Here is an 18716-nt window from a genome sequence, read left to right as displayed (position 1 = left end):
ATACGTCGCATTCACATCGTGTAAGCAAACAATAACCGGGCAAAACTCTGGGCGCCGATCGCGTTCGACAGGCCTCTGATCTCAGTGCTGCGCCGGACGACGGACGCGCGGAAACTGAAAGGACCGTCATTGCGGGCAAACCCGAGTTCGGCCTCGCCGACGAAACGCTTGGGTTGCACTGTATGGATGTTGTCATTCGAAAAATAGCCGCCCTGCAAGCTGGCATTATAGGCAACCGCGCGCGCATCGACCCTGAAAAAGGCATGCAGCGTGGATCCGTCCGGCAACAGGTTCAGTGCGCCGGCGCGCGCCACCACACCGCCGGACGCATCGGCATAGATATTGCCAAATCGACCATTGGCGTAGGGCGTGACGTCAAGCCAGCCGCTGGGATGCCAGCGGACCGGGCTGACACTCCCGTACAGGATTGCACCCACTTCATTCTTGATCTGGGTGCTCCAGCTCTGCGGCAATGGGTAGTGACCGATCCGATGAATCATGTCCTGGCCGCGTTCGCCGCCGGCACACGGACCGATGCAGCCGATATCAAGTCCCAGTTTCCAGCTGGAGCCATCCGCGTGATGGAGTTCCTTGAACGCGCCGACGTACAACCATGCCGCATAGGGATGATCATTGCTGGCCAACGCACCGGGCAAAATCTTGATGTCCGACGCGGTGTACTGCTCTTGCCCGAACTGCCAGCCGACCACGGCTAACTGGTCCGCGCGGTGCAACGCATAGCGCTGGCTATAACGCAGTCCGCTGGTATAAAAACCGTCGCTGTCTCTCACGACCAGAAAGCTGTCGTTATCGATCTCGAGTGCGTGCGTGGTCTTGCCGTCACGGTAGATCGCCCGTATGTCGTCCCAGTCGAAGCCGAGGTTCTCTGCATGTGCCAGAGCGGTCAAGGTGGACATGAGGGCTGCGGCCAGTAGTTGCAGAGAAAATTTATGCATGCGATTTAATCAGATTCATCGGGCAAGGAGCAACGATTGGAGCAACGATTCGATCATGTCATGGGTTGCTTGCGCCGCCAAGGCAGGCGACTCCATTGGAAACAGATGGCCGCCGGGGATGGTACGAAAATATTTACCAACCGTGCGCCGCGTTGCAGCCAATCCGGCCTGCCGGCACTCGATCGAAGCGCTGCCGCCGACAAACCCGATCGGCACCGGAAACGGTCGCCGCATCAGAGCGCCCAAATGATCGGGCAGGCCGCGATAGACGGCAGTTTCTGTTTCACGATTGAAACGCAGCGCGACACCTTCAGGGTGCGGCTGCGTTCCATGCTCGATGTAGTCGCGCAACACTTCCGGCGGCCAACTGGCAAACATCTCTTTCGCCGCGAAGTGCTGATACGCGGCTTCCGCGTCGGGCCACAGAATGCGTCGCTTTACCGAGGACTGCGCCGGCGAGAATTTATCGTTCAATCCAAGCTTTTTCGCAATACGTACCGCGATCGCGCGCCATCCAGCGACGATCGGCGAATCCAGCAGAACCACGCAGCGCACCAGATCCGGCCGCGCCTTGGCAGCCATCATGCTGAGCATGCCGCCCAGCGAATGGCCGACCAGGATCACCGGCGCATCGTAACGCGCGACTAAATCATCGATCAATTCCTGCACCAGCGCTGGCCAGCCATTGGTCACCGGATATTTCGGATTGTGCGCATGCATGTCCAGCGCCTGCACCTCGTAGTGCTGACGCAAATACTGGAAGAACACGCGATACGTGCCTGCCGGATAGCTGTTCGCATGGGCGAAGTGCAGAATCGGCTTGTTGCCCGCTGCGGTCATGATGGTTCCCTCAAATTGCCAAAATTTTTCAAATTGTTCACATTATTTTCTTGCGTATTTTCTTGCGTGGCTCGGTGTAGGGTCAGTTATTGCCCATACCAGTAGCGGGCATGCTCAGTACGGTATTCCGAGATGCTGAGGGTAGACCCGAATTGTAAAGTGATTGCCCCCGCCTCGTCGTTGCGCAACCGTCGGATGCCGAGGTTGCGGTAACGTTCGAACACCTCGGCCTTGGGATGACCGTAACGATTGCGATACCCCATCTGGAATACGGCGACCTCGGGCTGGACCGCCTGCAAAAATGGCAAGGTGGACGACGTGCCGCTGCCGTGATGCGGCGCCAGCAATACGGTGGCATGCAATTTCTCGCGGTCGCGCCCGACCAATTCGTCTTCCTGAATCGCCTCGATGTCGGCCGGCAGCAAGATCGACCGTGCACCGAGGCTGATCTTTAGCGTACACCCACGCGCATTCGACTTCCATTTCTGACTGTCATAACTGCCTGCGGTTGGATGCAGCATCTCAAACTGCACACCATCCCAAGACCAAGCTTGCCCGGCCTCGCAACGACGATGATGCGGGGCCGCTTGCACGATCGGGCTGTCGGCCTTCAGCGAGGACAGCACCCAGCCAGTATTGATCTCATTAAAAATCGTCAAGGCGCCGCCGGAATGGTCATTATCGTTGTGCGACACGATCACACCATCGAGCGCCGTAATACCGCGCGCTTTCAGATACGGCAGGATCACGCGATTGCCGCCGTTCGATTCCGGCCCATAGAATGGTCCGGTATCGTACAGCAGTCGGTGTTGCGGCGTTTCAATCAACAACGCCATACCCTGACCGACGTCGAAGGCGGTCACCCACATCGTGCCGGCCTCGGGACGTGTCGGCGCATTGAGCAGCAATGGTACCCACCCGACCAGACCAAACCAGCGGGCTGGCCAGCCGCGCGGCGCCAGCAGCCACAGCGTTCCGATCGAGGCGCAAACGAACACCCACACCGGCGGCACCGCTGCCGCCCATACGGCTGCCGGCAATGCACTCAACCACGCCAACCCATGCACCAGCCACTGCACCAGCAGATGCGCCAAGTTCAGGACCCAGCCAGACAAGGGTGCCGGCAGAATGCTGCCCGCCAGCGCTAATGGCGTCACGAAAAAACTGACCAGCGGAATCGCCACCGCATTCGCAATCGGACTAACCAATGACATCTGGCCAAACAGCAGCATGGTCAGCGGCACCAGCGCCAATGTGACGACATACTGCGTATGCGCTGCGGCCATGATGTCCCGCCGCCAGCGCTGCCGGCGCGATGGCGCAGCGTCGGCACGCCGCGCGGTGCGACCGACCGACGCATACAAAATCACCGCCACCGCGCCGAACGACAGCCAGAATCCCGGCCATAACACGGCCCAGGGATCGAGCAGGACCGCCACGCCGAGCGCCGCGCACAACACATGGGATACTCGTGTGATCCGGCCAAACCACAGTGCTGCCGCCACCACTGACAGCATATACAGCGTGCGCTGCGCCGGCACGCCGAATCCGGCCAACAGCACGTATACCAGCGCCATCGCCGCGCCGGCCAGCGCTGCCACCTTTTGCGCCGGCAATATCGATGGCAGTTGCGCGCGCGTAAAAAAAGAGCGCCGCCAGAGCGCAAACATCAAGGCGGCGAACAGGCCGGCAACCATCGTGATGTGCAGCCCCGAGATCGAAAACAGATGCGACACGCCGGTACGGCTGAACACCTTCCAGTCCGATTGCGCGACCTCGCGTTGATCGCCCACCACCAGGGCGACCAGCACACCGGCATATTCGCGACCCGGCAAGGCCGCAAAAATACGATCGCGCAACGCGCCACGGGCACGCTCGACCAGATTGCCGATACTGACTACAAAAGGATCAAGTTCGCGATTGCTGATCGCAGTATTGGCATCGTCGGCCGGCCTGACATAGCCGGTGGCGCGCAGGTCCTGCTCCAGTAGCCAGACTTCGTAATCAAATCCGTTCGAATTGGCGTTGCCGTGCGGGCGTTGCAAACGCACTGTCAAGCGCCAGCGCGCGCCCGGTTGCACGTCGCCAACCGTCTGCGACTGTTCGCTTCGAAATCCGGAATACCATGACAATGCCAGCTTGGGCGGCACCACCGGCGTTGTTGCGCCAATTGGCAACACCTGCTCCACCGCGAAATTGAAGCGCACGCCCTGATCAAAGCGATAAGGCAGGCTGTCGATGGTACCGATCAGCGTGATGTCGCGCCCCTCCCATTCCTTCGGCAATTCGCGCGCCAGGTAGTGTTGCGCAAACAGGCTGGCCCAGACGACACCGGCGATGCAGCCGCAGGCCAACATAGTGGGGATGCCGAGCTTGGTGATCACATCAAAACGCTTGAGTCGGCGCATTGCCAGCGTGGTCAACACGGCACCGAAAGACAACAGCCACAGCGTGGATCCGGCAGGCAGCGCAGCCTGGTTTTGTAACCACGCGATGCCGATCACAAAGCCGATAATGGCGCTGCGCATGCCGTCGCTTTACCGACTACTGACGCAAACGCGGCAGCGCGGCGATCGCATTGGCCGAGGTCGCTTGCGCAGCGGCGTCGCTCGTGATGCCGCGCAATTGGGCCAGCACCTCGCCGATACGCGCGACTTCTTCCGGACTGTTGCTGTCGGGATGACGCCATGCCGGCGATAAATCGGGGGCGTCGGTTTCCAGCACAATCGCACTTAACGGCAGTTCGCTGGCCAGGCGCCGGATTTGCAAGGCGCGGGTGTACGTCATCGCGCCGCCGAAACCAAGCTTGAATCCGAGATCGATGAACGCCTGCGCCTGCTGAAAGCTGCCATTGAATGCATGCGCTATGCCACCGGCCACCTTGATGCGACGCAGATGCTTGAGCAAGATGTCCTGTGAACGCCGCACATGCAGCAGCACCGGCAAGGTGAATTCGCGCGCCAGCTTCAGTTGTTCGACATAAAAATGTTCCTGCTTTTCCCGCAGCGGGCTTTCATTCAACCCCGGCACGAAAAAATCCAGTCCGATTTCACCGATCGCGACGAAACGCGGATCGTCCAGCGCCGCTACGATCGCTGCCCGCAGAACGTTCAGGTCGTCCTCGGATGCTTGCGGTACATACATCGGGTGAATACCCAGCGCGTAGCAGCAATTCGCATGGCGCCCGGCCAGTGTGCGGACCGCATCGAAATTGGCGCGTTCGATCGCCGGAATCACGATCTGACTCACGCCCTGCTGTGCCGCGCGCTCGGCGATCGCATCCGCCCGGTCGCCGAATTCGGCCGCGTCAAGATGGCAATGGGTGTCTATCCACATGGGCAGGAAAAATCGGGTTGGCGCCTGGTTGCAATGCCGCTCCAGCCGCGCAGATATTATGAAAATGGCGGTCTTACTGGCAGTATAAGTACATTTTCCGCTAATTGCGTGCGGAAATAGCCTACGACAAGACCAGTATATGATTTAGATCGGATACAAATTTAGATCTGGTACAAGGCTGCAGGCAATCGCACGGTCACTCGACATAGTCCTGCAGTCCGTCCTCGGTCAGCCGCAAGATGCGGTCGCATCGCCGCGCCAGCGCAATATCGTGGGTAACGATGACAAATGCGGTGCCCAAGGTGCGCGACAGATCCAGCATCAGGTCGAAAATCTGCTGCGCGGTGGCGCGGTCAAGATTGCCGGTCGGTTCGTCGGCCAGCACGCAGGCCGGTTGCGTCGCCAGTGCGCGCGCCAGGGCTACGCGCTGGCGCTCGCCACCGGACAGTTCACCCGGCACGTGGGTGACGCGCTGCGCCAGGCCGACCCGGGACAGGATTTCATGTGCGCGTTCCTGTGCCTTGGCACGTGGCGTCCGGCGGATCATCAGCGGCATTGCCACGTTGTCCAGCGCCGAAAATTCCGGCAGCAGGTGATGGAATTGGTAAACGAAACCGAGCGCCACATTGCGTAGATCGCCGCGCGCCTTTTCGTTCAGAGTGGCAAAGTCGCGCCCTTGCAGGCTGACCGTGCCGCCAGTTGGCGTATCAAGGCCGCCCAGCAAATGCAGCAGGGTCGATTTCCCGGAACCGGAGGCGCCGACAATCGCCACCCGCTCGCCTTTGGCAACGGCGAAATCGATGCCTGAAAAAACCTTGACCGAATAGCTGCCCTGCGTGAAAGTCTTGCCCAGCCCGCGACAGGACAGCACGATCTCTTCGGCGGAATGTTTGGACATGTTATTCATAACGCAGCGCCTCAGCGGGGTTGACGCGCGATGCGGACCAGCTCGGGTACAGCGTCGCAACGAAGGCCAGCACCACCGCAATGCCGCCGATCTTGAGGACATCGGGCAAGCGCAGGTCAGAAGGCAACTCACTGATCAGATAAATACTTTTAGGCAGAAACTGCACGCCCAACAAATGCTCGATGAAGGGCACAATCACATCGACATTGAGCGCCACCAGCACGCCAAAACCGATACCGGCGGCTGTGCCGACCAGGCCAACCAATGCGCCCTGGATCATGAAAATCTTCATGATCGATCGTGGTGACGCGCCGAGTGTGCGCAAGATGGCGATATCGGCCTGCTTGTCGGTCACCGTCATCACCAGCGTCGATACCAGATTGAACGCGGCCACGGCGATGATCAGCGTCAGGATAATGAACATCATCCGTTTTTCGGTCTGCACCGCGGCGAACCAGTTGCTGTTTTGCTGCGACCAGTCGCGAATCAGTACGTCCCCGCTCAGTATTTTCGACAAGTCGAACGCGACCTGTGGCGCCCGCTGCATGTCTTCGATCTTCAGCCGCAAGCCGGACGGCGCCTCGATCTGAAACATTTTTTCGGCATCGTTCAGGTGGATAAAGGCCAGCGAAGAATCGAATTCATAATGGCCCGCCTCAAAAATCCCCACCACGGTGAATTGCTTCAGCCGGGGAATCACGCCGGCCGGCGTCACCTGCCCCTGCGGCGCCAGCATCGCAACCTTGTCGCCGACACGCGCGTGCATGGCGCGCGCCAGCTCGATACCGAGAATGATGTTGAACTCGCCGGCTTTCAGGTCGCTCAGCTTGCCTGCGCGCATTTGCCGCGCCACGTCCGACACCTTCGGCTCTTCGTCCGGTAACACGCCGCGTATCATCGCGCCGCGCAAGGTGTCTTCACGCGTCAGCATCACCTGCGCCTCGACATACGGCGCCGCCCCTTTGACTTCCTTGTCCGTGAAGGCCTCTTTGGCGGTGGCCTGCCAGTTGTTCATCGCCCCTTGCGCATCGAACACCTCGATATGCGCGAGTACCGACAGCATACGGTCACGCACGTCTTTTTGGAAACCGTTCATCACCGATAGCACCACGATCAGGGCCGCGACGCCCAGAGCGATACCGGCCATTGAGATGAGCGAGATGAATGAAATAAAACTGTTGCGGCCGCTGCGCTTGCCAGCGCGCGTATAGCGCAGGCCAACCAGCCATTCGAAGGGTAAATTTTTAATTATGCTCATTGATGAGTGACGAATCAGTGACGAAGAAAAGCACCGTGATTGATATCTGCCTGAAATCAGCACGCCATCTTGCCATACAATCGCGGCATGAGTCATATAGAAATCCTGCTGCCATTCGGCCTGCCGCCCGGGGAATTGGCTGCCGATCTGATCCGCGAATGCAAAACGCCCAGCCTGGCGATGTTGATCGGGCGCGCTCAAACCGGCAACGCGGCGTCACCGAGCGAGCAATTCGACCCATTTTCACGCGTGCTACCGCATGAAATTTGGCTGTCGCGCCAGTTTGGGCTGGAGCATGACGGCCAATCGAGCCCACCGATCGCGCCGGCTGCGATGCAAGCATTCAACCAGGCGCCGGCCGCCGGCATCTGGTTCATCATCAACCCGGTCCATATCCACTTCGCACGTGATCATCTGGTGCTGACCGATCAACGACAATTGCTGCTCAGCGAACAGCAATCATTGGCGCTGTTCGACAGCGCCAAACCCTATTTCGAAGAAGTCGACAAGACTCTGGTGTATGGCAATGCGCACACCTGGTTCGTGCGCGCCGACGAATGGAACGGGCTACAGACATCGACGCCGGATGCGACCTGCGGCCATAACATCGATATCTGGATGCCGAAAGGCGCGCATGCACTGGCCTGGCGCAAGCTGCAGAACGAGGTGCAAATGCTGTGGCACAGCCATCCAGTCAATGAGGAGCGCGACGCGCACGGTTTGAAACCGGTCAATTCCTTGTGGCTGTGGGGCGGCGCGCCGGCCGATCTGACGGTTGGCGCGGTCGGCAGGGCAAACTTCACGGCCACATTCAATCTGTCCGACGACTTCAGTCCGTACGGCCAGCTGAGCCCTGCCAATCGCACGAATTGCAGCGTCGCCGATCTCATTGCTGCCGCGCCCAAGCACGGGCTGTTGCTACTGGACTCGCTGATCGGACCGGCGCTGGCCAGTGACTGGGCCACCTGGCTCGATCGCATGCATGACTATGAGACCATATGGTTCGCTCCTTTGCTGGCGACCCTCAAGGCGCGTCGAGTCGATCGTCTGACGCTGCATTTGAGCCACGGCGGCGCCATCGCCGGCTTTTCCGATACCCGCCGGTCCTTAGGTAAATTCTGGGTTAAACCCTCACTCTCCAAGCTGGCAACCGTAACCCGATCATGACCCGCATTTCCACCCGCCCCTATTCTTTTCATGATTCCGAAATGCTGCGCGAGAACGGCATCCATCCGGTGCTGGCGCGCCTGTATGCGGCACGCGGCCTGACCGACATCCAGGATCTGTCGAGTGACCTGGGTGCCCTGATGGCGCCGGCAGGTTTACTACATATCGACGCCGCCGCCAGCTTTTTGGCCGATGCGATCGCCGCGCAAAAAGCACTGGTGATCGTCGCCGACTATGATTGCGACGGTGCGACCGCCTGCGCAGTAGCGTTGCGCGGGCTGCGTGCGCTGGGCGCCAGGGTCGATTACATCGTGCCGAACCGGTTTGAATACGGTTATGGGTTGACCCCGGAAATCGTCGCGCTGACCGCCACCGAAAAATCGCCCGACATCATCATCACGGTCGACAACGGCATCGCAAGCATCGACGGCGTGGCCGAAGCGAACCGGCGCGGCATCGAGGTGGTCGTCACCGACCACCATCTGCCGGCCGACACCCTGCCCGCGGCCCGCGTCATCGTCAATCCGAATCAGCCGGCCTGCGGCTTCCCGAGCAAAAACCTGGCCGGCGTCGGCGTGATGTTTTATGTATTGCTGGCACTGCGCGCCGAAATGCGCAAACGCGGCATCTTCGACGCCCAGACCCAGCCCAAGCTCGATACGCTGCTCGATCTGGTCGCGCTCGGCACCGTCGCCGACGTGGTCAAACTCGATGCCAACAACCGGATCCTGGTGGCGCAAGGCTTGAAACGGATGCGCGCCGGCCGCATGCACGTCGGCATCGCCGCATTGTTCCGGGTCGCGGGACGCGAGGCACGAAGCGCGTCGCCATTCGATCTCGGCTTTGCGGTCGGCCCGCGCCTGAATGCGGCCGGCCGTCTGGAAGACATGTCGCTCGGCATCGAATGCCTGACCACCGACGACGAAGGCCGTGCCTGGGCCATCGCGCAGCAACTGAACGAGATCAATATCAAGCGGCGCGAAATCGAAGCCGACATGCAGGACACCGCACTGCTCAAACTCGATGCCTTCCAGCCGCAGGACAGTGCGACCATCAGCGTGTTCGATGACAGCTGGCATCAGGGCGTGATCGGTATCGTCGCTTCCCGCCTGAAAGAAAAGTTCTATCGCCCAACCATTACCTTCGCACCCGGCGCCGATGGCTGGATCAAGGGCTCCGGCCGTTCGATCCCCGGCTTTCACCTGCGCGACGCGCTCGATCTGGTGTCCAAGCATGCGCCGACCCTGATCGACAAATTCGGCGGTCATGCGATGGCGGCTGGGCTGACGATACGCGCCGACGCATTCGAGGCATTCAAGACTGCATTCGAGGCGGTCGGGCGCGACTGGCTCAGCCAAAACCAGCTCGAACGCGTGGTCGAAACGGACGGCGCGCTGGAAGATGCGTTTTACTCAGTCCAGTTCATCGAGCTGCTCGCGTCGCAAGTCTGGGGCCAGGGCTTTCCACCGCCGCTGTTTTGCGACGAGTTCCGCGTCGTCAGCCAGCGCGTGCTGAAGGAAAGACATCTGAAGCTGGCGCTGGAAAAAAACGGCCAGCGCTACGACGCGATCTGGTTCGGTCACGTCGACAGCCTGACCGATCGCGCCCGGGTCGCATTCCGGCTCGACGCCAATGAATTCAACGGGACCACGCGGGTGCAGTTGCTGGTGGAGCATGCCGAACCGGCGTGAACCGCGGTGCCACCGTCCCGGCAATCAGGCGCGCCCCGGTTGGTGCGCGGTGGCGGCAGCGCTGTTCACCGCACAGTCGATCCTGCCGAAACGGTCAAGCGTTGCCGCGATCAGCCGTGCTATATCCGCCGGTTCGCCGACATCAGCCCGGACGAATAGCACCTGGCCTTGCTGCGAGCCGCGCGACTGTAGCTCGCGCTCCGCATCCTGTCCCTTCGCCTGATCGCGCGCAGCGATGACGACGCTAGCGCCTCTGCAGGCGAATGCCATCGCCGTGGCCAGGCCGATGCCTTCCGTGCCGCCCGTGATCAATGCCACCTTGCCCGAAAATTGCGCCAACGAAATATTCTCCAATAAACAAAATGTCTGAATTGCCAAATCATGGCCATGATGACAAGATATTGCCGCTAGCGTCTGCCAGGTTCCGACACATAGCCGCAAGCCGGGCCGGCGGCCAGCGCGCTAGAGCCAACACAATGGATCTGGGCCGTGCAAACCGGGCCGTATAAGCGCGCTATGCGATCGCTCGGGTATAATCTAGGGTTTGATCGCAGAAGAAACCATCATGGAAGCAGAACGCCTCAATTCCCTGTCAGCCCTGCTCGCGGACCTCACGGTTCGGGAAGCCGAACTTCGGAGGTATCTTTGACTTCGATCTGAAGTCGGAGAAACTTGAGCAAGTCAACGCCGAACTGGAAGACCCGACCGTTTGGAATGAACCCAAACGCGCCCAGGATCTCGGCAAGGAAAAGAAATCACTCGAAAATATCGTCCATTCGCTGACGAAGATCGAAACCGACCTGCGCGATGCCAGCGACCTGTTCGCCATGGCGCGCGAAGAGCAGGATGACGACACGCTGGAGGCGATCGAAGCCGACGCACAGAACCTGAAATTAATGGTCGAGGGCATGGAGTTTCGGCGGATGTTCAACAATCCGATGGATCCGAACAACTGCTTCATCGATATCCAGGCCGGCGCCGGCGGCACCGAAGCGCAGGACTGGGCATCGATGTTGCTGCGCCAATACCTGCGCTACTGCGAGCGCAAGGGCTTCAAGGCCGAAATCCTGGAACAGTCCGACGGCGAAGTCGCCGGCATCAAGACCGCTACCATCAAGGTCGAGGGTGATTACGCCTACGGCTTCCTGCGCACCGAAACCGGCGTCCATCGGCTGGTGCGCAAATCGCCGTTCGACTCAGCGAACGGCCGCCATACGTCGTTTTCCAGCCTGTTTGTGTATCCGGAGGTGGATGATTCGATCGAGATCGACATCAACCCGGCCGATGTGCGGGTCGATACTTACCGCGCATCCGGCGCTGGCGGCCAGCACATCAACAAGACCGACTCGGCAGTGCGTCTGACGCATGCGCCGACCGGTATCGTGGTGCAATGCCAGAACGACCGCAGCCAACACCGCAACCGCGCTGAAGCGTGGGACATGCTGAAAGCGAAGCTGTACGAACTGGAACTGCGCAACCGGATGAGCGAGCAACAAAAGCTGGAAGACTCCAAGACCGACGTCGGCTGGGGTCACCAGATTCGCTCCTATGTATTGGACCAGTCGCGCATCAAGGATCTTCGTACCAACTTTGAAATGGGTAATACCAAGGCGGTGCTGGACGGCGATCTGGACGATTTCATTGCGGCCTCGTTAAAGCAAGGCGTGTAACAGCGTGTGATGGCGCCAGCCCAAGTCGCAATCAGCAACTCAGGCGAACACTCAATCGTTACAAGTAGCAGCAAGGTGCGCTGTCGGCACCCTGCAGTCTCCGGTGAGCGAAGATCGGTGCGCATGGCGCACCCTGCAGATCCAGGCTTTGTCGGCGGTACCAGTTAATCAGTGAAAAGGTTTCTTATGTCGGATACATCAACAACACCAACAACGCCAACAACACCAACAACGCCAACAACGCCAACGTTAGACGAAAACTCGATCATCGCCGAGCGTCGCGCAAAACTTGCCGCGATCCGTACCCAAGGTGTCGCGTTCCCGAACGATTTCCGGCCGCAGCACAAGGCGGCGCAACTGCAGCTGCAATACGGCGCGTTCGAACGTGAAGCGCTGGAAGCCGTTGCGATGAATGTCGTCGTGGCTGGTCGCATGATGTTGAAACGGGTGATGGGCAAGGCCTCCTTCGCCACCATCCAGGATGCGTCTGGCCCGAAGGCCGATGGCCGCATCCAGTTGTATATCACCAGCGAACTGGCCGGCGCCGACGCGCATGACGCGTTCAAGCATTACGACCTGGGCGACATTCTCGGCGCCGAAGGTACGCTGTTCATGACCAAGACCGGCGAACTGTCGGTCAAGGTCACGAAGCTGCGCTTGCTCACCAAATCGTTGCGCCCGCTGCCGGACAAGTTCCATGGCCTGGCGGATCAGGAAACCAAGTATCGTCAGCGTTACGTCGATCTGATCATGAGCGAGGACACTCGCCGCACTTTCAAGGCGCGCACCGCTACGCTGTCGTCGATCCGCCGATTCATGGAAAAAAACGACTTCCTCGAGGTCGAAACGCCGATGTTGCATGCGATTCCTGGCGGCGCGGCAGCCAAGCCGTTCATCACACATCACAACGCGCTCGACATGCAGATGTTCCTGCGTATCGCGCCGGAGCTGTATTTGAAACGCCTGGTGGTCGGCGGATTTGAGCGCGTTTTTGAAGTCAATCGCAACTTCCGCAATGAGGGCGTATCGCCACGCCACAATCCGGAATTCACGATGATGGAGTTCTACGCGGCCTACACTGATTATCAGTGGCTGATGGACTTCACCGAAGCGGTCATTCGCCAGGCCGCGATCGATGCACACGGCACCGCGTCGCTGACCTACCAGGGACGCGAGCTCGATCTGTCCAAGCCGTTCCACCGGCTGACCATCATCGGTGCGATCAACAAATACGCGCCCCACTATACCAATGAGCAACTGCACGACGCAGTATTCCTGAAGGCAGAGCTGGCGAAATTCGGCGTTAAACCGCACGTGATCTCTGGTCTCGGCGCTCTGCAACTGGCGCTGTTCGAAGAAACCGCCGAAGCGCAATTGTGGGAGCCAACCTATATCGTGGATTATCCGGTCGAGGTTTCGCCGCTGGCGCGCGCTTCCGATAGCGTACCGGGAATTACCGAACGCTTCGAATTGTTCATCGTCGGCCGTGAGATCGCCAACGGCTTCTCCGAGTTGAACGATGCAGAAGATCAGGCCGCACGCTTCCAGGCCCAAGTCGCGGCCAAGGACGCCGGCGATGAAGAGGCGATGTATTACGACGCCGACTACATCCGCGCGTTGGAGTATGGCATGCCGCCAGCGGGAGGTTGCGGTATCGGGATCGATCGTCTGATCATGCTGATCACCGATTCGCCGAATATTCGCGACGTGATTCTGTTCCCTCATCTGCGACGCGAAGACTGAAGCTGAACCCGACTCTTAATCGTCCAAATAAAAATGGGACCGCAGATGCGGTCCCATTTTTTTGTTCTCTGAGATTCCTGATCCGGATTATTCAAAAAACAGGTTACAAAAGATTACATCTGACACAGTTTCAGCATAGCTCTGCGGCAATGGACCGTCGATAATGAACCCGGCATTACTAAAAAGATTGTTGATTTTTATTGGGAGCAAATCATGGAAACAACACCATCGAACAAGCGAATTCACCCCCTCATGGCTGCCGCGGCAGTATCGGTGGTTCTCGTCAGCCTGATCGGTGTGGCAGCGATCACCGGTATTTTGCCGAATTCGCATGGCACCGGCGCATCGGTCGCACCGCCGACATCATTGGCTGCAGCGCCGTCGAACCCGACGTCCATCCCACCAGAAACCAACCCGGTGGCTGACAACACCCCCGCGCCAGCAGAGAATACGGAGAAGCGCGTCGCAGTACCGGCCAAGGTCCAACATCACCCACGCGTGGTCGAAGAGAGAAGTCGTGCACGCAGCGAACCGGTTCGCGTTGCAGCGGCTGAACCTCCGCGTCAGATTTGCTATGACTGCGGCACCGTTGAGTCGGTACAGGTGATCCAGCAGGCAGCGAAACCGAGCGGTATCGGCGCAGTGGCCGGCGCGGTACTGGGCGGTGTCTTGGGTAATCAGGTTGGTGGCGGTGACGGCCGCAAACTGGCGACAGTCGCCGGCGCGGTTGGCGGCGGTTTTGCTGGAAATGAAGTGGAGAAACGTACCCACACCACGGCAACCTATGACGTCCGGGTACGGATGGAAGACGGCAGCGTACGCAGCTTCCCGCAAAGTAGCCAAAACGGCTGGCGCGCCGGCGATCGCGTACGGGTAGTCAACGGCGCACTCACTTCGCAAGGTTAATCACAGCATCGGCGCCGATTGATGATCGGCAGCAAAAGAAAAAAAGCGGCATCGCCGCTTTTTTGCTTTTCATGGCACTACGTGCGCACCAGGACAATCATCGGACAATCTCAGCGTGCCTCTTCAATCCAGGCAGCCTGTATCGCTTCCAGAATTTTCTCACCGGTACGTTTATGATCATCGTCAAAGCCGTCGAGGTCGACGACCCAGTTGTGCAAATCGACGAAGTTGACCGTCAGTGGGTCGATATCCGGAAACTTCTCGTACAGCGCGTCGGCGATAACTTGAATGTCGATCCATTTCATGGCAATTATCCTTGTTGTGGCTGGATGCTTCGTTGATAGTGTGTCGCTCGCACCGTCGCTGCGTGTGATCAGTGGCCTTCGCTGACTTGATTGATCGTGTATTTCGGGATCTCGATCACCAGATCATCCTCGCCCAGGATCACTTGGCACGACAAGCGGGAAGTGGCTTCCAGACCCCACGCCTTGTCGAGCAGATCCTCTTCCTTTTCTTCGGCCTCGGCCAGCGATTCAAAGCCCTCACGGATGACCACGTGGCAGGTGGTGCAGGCACAGGATTTTTCGCAGGCGTGTTCGATGTCGACATCGCTGTCGAGCATCGCGTCGCACAAGGACTTACCTGCCGGGGCATCGATCACCGCGCCTTCAGGACATAACAGGTGATGGGGAAGAACGACGATTTGCGGCACTTGATTCACCTAGAAAGTTAATAGTGGTTACTTGATTTCGCTGAAGCTATGATTTCGCCGAAGCTTTGCCCGCGCGACGGCGTGTCACGAGACTCAGGCAGCGCGATACATGTCGATGTCGTTACACTAGTTGGTCCACGCGTTTGCCGGACAGCGCACTGCGCACACTGCGGTCCATTCGTCGCGCCGCGAACTCTTCGGTGCCGTCCGCCAGCGCACTTACCGCTGCTTTAATCGCATGGTGATCCTGGCCCTTGACCTGTTCGCGCACGTCATTCATCAGCGCATCGACCGCTGCGCGTTCGGCCTCTGACAACAGGTTGCCATCAGCATCCAGCGCCGATTGGGTTGCCAGCAACATCCGTTGCGCCTCGACTTGCTCTTCACGCAGCGCGCGCGCCTGCATATCGACTTCGGCCGACGAGAACGACTCCTGCAGCATGCGTGCCACCTCGTCATCGCCCAAGCCGTACGATGGCTTGACGGTGATCGATGCCTCAACGCCGGAGCGTAACTCGCGCGCAGACACCGACAGCAGGCCATCGGCGTCGACCTGATAGGTAATCCGGATACGGGCCGCACCGGCCACCATCGGCGGGATGCCGCGCAGCTCGAAACGCGCCAGCGAGCGACAGTCGCTCACCAGTTCGCGCTCACCCTGCAGCACATGCACCGCCAACGCGGTCTGACCATCCTTGAAGGTCGTGAATTCCTGCGCGCGGGCGCAAGGAATCGTTGAATTGCGCGGTATGATTTTTTCAACCAGTCCACCCATCGTCTCGATCCCGAGCGACAGCGGAATGACGTCAAGCAACAGCCAGTCGTCGCCGGCGGCCCGATTGCCGGCCAGCAGGTTGGCCTGAATCGCGGCGCCGAGCGCCACCACTTTGTCCGGGTCGATGTTAGCGTGGGGAATGGTGTGAAAGAAATCACCCACCGCCTTGCGTACGTGTGGCATGCGCGTCGCACCCCCGACCAGCACCACACCGTCGATATCGTCGACCGTCAGATCGGCATCGCGCAGCGCCTTCCTGATCGACGTCATGGTCTTGGCGACCAGGTGTTTGGTAATCTCTGTGAAGCTCGCGGCGCTGAGCGTCAAATGCACCTCTTCGCCGGAATTGAGCGCGGCGTCGATCTGCGCTTCGGCGTTGGTCGACAAAAATTCTTTGGCTTCGCGCGCCTTCACCAACAGGTGCCGCGTATCTTCATCCGACAGCGGCGCCAGACCCGCTTGTTCGCTGATCCAGCAAAATACGCGTTGATCAAAATCGTCGCCGCCGAGCGCGGAGTCGCCGCCGGTAGACAGCACCTCGAACACGCCCTTGGTCAGCTTCAATATCGAAATATCGAAGGTGCCGCCACCCAGGTCGTACACCGCGTAGATGCCTTGCGACGCATTGTCGAGGCCGTAAGCAATCGCGGCGGCAGTGGGCTCGCTCAACAGCCGCAGCACGTTCAATCCGGCTAACTGCGCCGCATCCTTCGTCGCCTGGCGCTGGGCTTCATCGAAATAGGCGGGCACGGTAATTACCGCGCCGACCAGTTCATCGCCCAGTGTGTCTTCGGCGCGCTGGCGCAAGGTTGCCAGAATTTCGGCCGAAATCTCGACCGGACTCTTCACCCCGGCGACAGTTTTCAGTTGCACCATACCGGGCGTATCCTGAAAATCGTAAGGCAGATTCTCGACGTAGGCAATATCCTTCAGACCGCGTCCCATGAAGCGCTTGACCGAGACGATCGTATTCTTCGGGTCGGTGGTCTGCGCCGCTTGCGCCTTGTAGCCGATATTGGCGTTGCCATTCGGCAGGTAGCGCACGATCGACGGCAGCAACGGCCGCCCCTCCTCGTCGTTCAATACTTCAGGAATGCTGTTGCGGACGCTGGCGACCAGCGAATTGGTGGTGCCGAGGTCGATGCCGACCGCCAGCCGATGTTGGTGCGGCGCGGTCGCCATACCGGGTTCTGCGATTTGAAGTAGTGCCATCTCGTTGTCTGATTCTTTGGAACCGGTTAAACCTCTGATGCTTCGAAAGCGAAGCTAACGTCTTCTCCGAATTTCTCCAGGAACATCAATTGCCGCACGTCCTGTGCCGCCTGATGGTAGTCGCCCGAATCGAGCACGGCGTTTATCTGCGTCAGTAGCGCGGCGCGTTGCTGATGTAATTGCAACTCCAGCAGCTCCAGTGCCGCGACATCCTTCTGCATCCGCGCATCTTCCAGCGCCTCGCGCCATTCCATCTGCTGCATCAAGAAAGCCATCGGCATCGCTGTGTTCGACTCGGTCCGCAGATCGGCCCCATTCAACTCGCAGAGGTATGCGGCGCGTTTGAGCGGGTTTTTCAGCGTCTGATAAGCCTCATTGGCGCGGGTAGCCCACTGCATTGCCACCCGTTTTTCTGCATCGCTGGCGCTCACGAATTTATCCGGGTGGACACGGTTTTGCACTTCGCGATACGCAGCATCGAGCGCACTCATGTCGAGCGCAAACTGTGGTGCCAGATGAAATAATTCGAAATGATTCTGCATAAGAAAATCGGATATTGACGGAGTGTCCGCGCTCAAAAATAAAGCCTGTCATGCTGCAACAGGCTCGATCAGGCCGATGCTGATTCGGCGCAAATCACAAGCGTACAACCGAACCACGCTGCGGTTGGTGGTCGCCTCAAATAGTAAAGCTTTCGCCGCAACCACATTCATCCTTGACGTTCGGGTTGTAGAACTTGAAACCCTCATTCAAACCCTCGCGCGCGAAATCGAGCTCGGTGCCGTCGATATACGGCAGGCTCTTCGGATCGACGAAAACCTTGACGCCATGCGACTCGAACACACTGTCTTCGGTAGCCACCTCATCGACATATTCGAGCTTGTACGCCAATCCGGAGCAACCGGTGGTGCGTACGCCGAAACGCAGGCCGACGCCCTTGCCGCGACGCTCGATGTAGCGATTGATATGCTTCGCCGCTTTTTCCGTAAGTGTGATTGCCATTGTTTCCTCCGTCCCTTCCCCACTTCAGGGAAAGAACATTCATCCAGACTTTATGCTGCCTGCGTGGTCGATTCTGCTGCCGATTTTGCTACCGGCGCGGTCGCGTGCTTGGTCTGGTAATCCAGGACAGCGGCCTTGATCGCATCTTCCGCCAGGATCGAGCAGTGAATCTTGACTGGCGGCAATGCCAGCTCTTCGGCGATCTGCGTGTTCTTGATCGACAAGGCTTGATCCAGCGTCTTGCCTTTGACCCATTCGGTCACCAGTGAGCTCGATGCGATCGCGGAGCCGCAGCCGTAGGTCTTGAACTTTGCGTCCTCGATCAATCCATCGGCGCCAACCTTGATCTGCAATTTCATCACGTCGCCGCACGCTGGGGCACCCACCATACCGGTGCCGACCGACTCGTCGCCCTTCTCGAAAGCGCCGACATTACGTGGATTTTCGTAGTGGTCCAATACTTTTGCTGAGTAAGACATTTAATGCTCCTTGTTAAAACCCCGGATCCAATGCCGCGCTGTCCAGGAATAGTTAAGTCGTG

The 18716-nt window shown here is 59.2% G+C and carries 18 protein-coding genes; 5 read left to right on the top strand and 13 right to left on the bottom strand.

Annotated features, from left to right (window positions below; genetic code table 11):
* Positions 1-11: 11 nt before the first annotated feature.
* From ACFOFO_RS21110 to ACFOFO_RS21085, 6 genes are all read right to left on the bottom strand, one after another.
* A complete protein-coding gene (locus tag ACFOFO_RS21110; RefSeq protein WP_390332742.1) occupies positions 12-917 on the bottom strand; it encodes a lipid A-modifier LpxR family protein in 906 nt (301 codons plus the stop codon).
* 54 nt (positions 918-971) lie between these two features.
* The gene (locus ACFOFO_RS21105) at positions 972-1796 is read right to left on the bottom strand and encodes an alpha/beta hydrolase (RefSeq protein WP_390325269.1); all 825 of its coding nucleotides are present in this window, start codon (positions 1794-1796) and stop codon (positions 972-974) included.
* A gap of 86 nt (positions 1797-1882) precedes the next feature.
* Complete coding sequence (locus ACFOFO_RS21100) at positions 1883-4324, bottom strand: DNA internalization-related competence protein ComEC/Rec2 (protein WP_390325271.1); 2442 nt, start codon at positions 4322-4324, stop codon at positions 1883-1885.
* A 16-nt stretch (positions 4325-4340) separates the two neighbouring features.
* Positions 4341-5132, bottom strand: a complete 792-nt coding sequence (locus ACFOFO_RS21095) for a TatD family hydrolase (RefSeq protein WP_390325272.1) — start codon at positions 5130-5132, stop codon at positions 4341-4343.
* Between the two features lie 196 nt (positions 5133-5328).
* Positions 5329-6030, bottom strand: a complete 702-nt coding sequence (gene lolD, locus ACFOFO_RS21090) for a lipoprotein-releasing ABC transporter ATP-binding protein LolD (RefSeq protein WP_390325274.1) — start codon at positions 6028-6030, stop codon at positions 5329-5331.
* Position 6031: 1 nt separating this feature from the next.
* Positions 6032-7297, bottom strand: coding sequence for a lipoprotein-releasing ABC transporter permease subunit (locus ACFOFO_RS21085; RefSeq protein ID WP_390332739.1), 1266 nt, complete (start codon positions 7295-7297; stop codon positions 6032-6034).
* 87 nt (positions 7298-7384) lie between these two features.
* Here ACFOFO_RS21085 and ACFOFO_RS21080 point away from each other — a divergent pair, with 87 nt between their 5' ends.
* Both ACFOFO_RS21080 and recJ read left to right on the top strand, forming a co-directional pair.
* Positions 7385-8464 carry a hypothetical protein gene (locus tag ACFOFO_RS21080; RefSeq protein WP_390325276.1) on the top strand — a complete coding sequence of 360 codons (1080 nt, stop codon included), beginning with the start codon at positions 7385-7387 and terminating at the stop codon, positions 8462-8464.
* A complete protein-coding gene (recJ, locus tag ACFOFO_RS21075; RefSeq protein WP_390325278.1) occupies positions 8461-10155 on the top strand; it encodes a single-stranded-DNA-specific exonuclease RecJ in 1695 nt (564 codons plus the stop codon). The genes ACFOFO_RS21080 and recJ overlap by 4 nt, the downstream gene beginning before the upstream one ends.
* A 24-nt stretch (positions 10156-10179) precedes the next feature.
* On the opposite strand, the gene ACFOFO_RS21070 is transcribed toward recJ, so the two are convergent.
* The gene (locus ACFOFO_RS21070; RefSeq protein WP_390325279.1) at positions 10180-10494 is read right to left on the bottom strand and encodes an SDR family NAD(P)-dependent oxidoreductase; all 315 of its coding nucleotides are present in this window, start codon (positions 10492-10494) and stop codon (positions 10180-10182) included.
* A gap of 226 nt (positions 10495-10720) precedes the next feature.
* Between ACFOFO_RS21070 and prfB the strand changes: the two genes are divergently transcribed.
* The 3 genes from prfB (at position 10721) to ACFOFO_RS21055 (ending at position 14474) form a co-directional block, all read left to right on the top strand.
* Positions 10721-11825 (top strand): peptide chain release factor 2 gene (gene prfB / locus ACFOFO_RS21065; RefSeq protein ID WP_390325281.1). Its coding sequence is split into 2 segments (ribosomal slippage): positions 10721-10801 and positions 10803-11825, totalling 1104 coding nucleotides; the frame shifts between segments, so codons are not numbered across the junction.
* Positions 11826-12011: 186 nt separating this feature from the next.
* A complete protein-coding gene (lysS, locus tag ACFOFO_RS21060) occupies positions 12012-13568 on the top strand; it encodes a lysine--tRNA ligase (RefSeq protein ID WP_390325283.1) in 1557 nt (518 codons plus the stop codon).
* A gap of 213 nt (positions 13569-13781) precedes the next feature.
* Positions 13782-14474: an outer membrane lipoprotein gene (locus ACFOFO_RS21055; RefSeq protein ID WP_390325285.1), complete on the top strand. Its 693-nt coding sequence runs from the start codon at positions 13782-13784 to the stop codon at positions 14472-14474.
* A 110-nt stretch (positions 14475-14584) separates the two neighbouring features.
* Here the strand turns inward: ACFOFO_RS21055 and iscX are convergent, their stop codons facing one another.
* From iscX to iscU, 6 genes are all read right to left on the bottom strand, one after another.
* Positions 14585-14779, bottom strand: coding sequence for a Fe-S cluster assembly protein IscX (gene iscX / locus ACFOFO_RS21050; protein WP_390325288.1), 195 nt, complete (start codon positions 14777-14779; stop codon positions 14585-14587).
* Positions 14780-14847: 68 nt separating this feature from the next.
* Positions 14848-15186, bottom strand: a complete 339-nt coding sequence (gene fdx / locus ACFOFO_RS21045) for an ISC system 2Fe-2S type ferredoxin (protein WP_390325290.1) — start codon at positions 15184-15186, stop codon at positions 14848-14850.
* Between the two features lie 121 nt (positions 15187-15307).
* Positions 15308-17173 (bottom strand): Fe-S protein assembly chaperone HscA, encoded by a 1866-nt coding sequence (hscA, locus tag ACFOFO_RS21040; protein WP_390325291.1) that lies wholly within the window; start codon positions 17171-17173, stop codon positions 15308-15310.
* Between the two features lie 26 nt (positions 17174-17199).
* A complete protein-coding gene (hscB, locus tag ACFOFO_RS21035) occupies positions 17200-17715 on the bottom strand; it encodes a Fe-S protein assembly co-chaperone HscB (protein ID WP_390332738.1) in 516 nt (171 codons plus the stop codon).
* A gap of 136 nt (positions 17716-17851) precedes the next feature.
* A complete protein-coding gene (gene iscA, locus ACFOFO_RS21030) occupies positions 17852-18175 on the bottom strand; it encodes an iron-sulfur cluster assembly protein IscA (protein ID WP_390325294.1) in 324 nt (107 codons plus the stop codon).
* A gap of 50 nt (positions 18176-18225) precedes the next feature.
* Positions 18226-18654, bottom strand: coding sequence for a Fe-S cluster assembly scaffold IscU (gene iscU / locus ACFOFO_RS21025; RefSeq protein WP_390332735.1), 429 nt, complete (start codon positions 18652-18654; stop codon positions 18226-18228).
* Positions 18655-18716: the final 62 nt, after the last annotated feature.

Origin of the sequence: Pseudundibacterium arcticum (assembly GCF_042646465.1) — a bacterium.
Lineage (GTDB): Bacteria > Pseudomonadota > Gammaproteobacteria > Burkholderiales > Burkholderiaceae_D > Undibacterium_A > Undibacterium_A arcticum.
This window is presented reverse-complemented; position numbering and strand designations above follow the sequence as displayed.